This is a genomic window from Staphylococcus pasteuri (assembly GCF_030547725.1).
In the GTDB taxonomy this organism is placed as follows: domain Bacteria; phylum Bacillota; class Bacilli; order Staphylococcales; family Staphylococcaceae; genus Staphylococcus; species Staphylococcus pasteuri.
In genome coordinates this window covers 1-289 of sequence record NZ_JAUOQO010000221.1, presented here as the reverse complement: position 1 = coordinate 289, position 289 = coordinate 1, and the positions used below count along the sequence as shown (strand labels likewise).

Annotated in this window: 1 protein-coding gene; it reads right to left on the bottom strand. The window is 39.4% G+C overall.

Annotated features, from left to right (window positions below; translation table 11 throughout):
• Positions 1 to 95 precede the first annotated feature (95 nt).
• Positions 96 to 289: hypothetical protein (locus Q4528_RS13465; protein ID WP_303522027.1), on the bottom strand; the 194-nt coding region annotated here is incomplete at its 5' end.

Genomic DNA, 289 nt, shown 5'->3' with positions numbered 1-289 from the left:
AAAGAGTCTCAAGTGGAGCCGGGAGAGCTGAGCTCCTGATCCGGCTGTAAAGTAGTTTGCTCATACATCGTTGACGGGTTTCAAATTCAAACTGTTTAACGCTTGGTTTCAACCAGCCTTTTAAAATAATTAACAATGTAGCTGTTCCCGTAAACGCCAGAGAAACCTTCATAAACAACGGTTTTTTCATCTGACTTTTTATCAAAGCTGCCAGACAGATTGAACATCAAATCTAAATCGTTAAGCTTGTAACATTCAGCATTAATCGAAGATGATGGAAACAATGAGG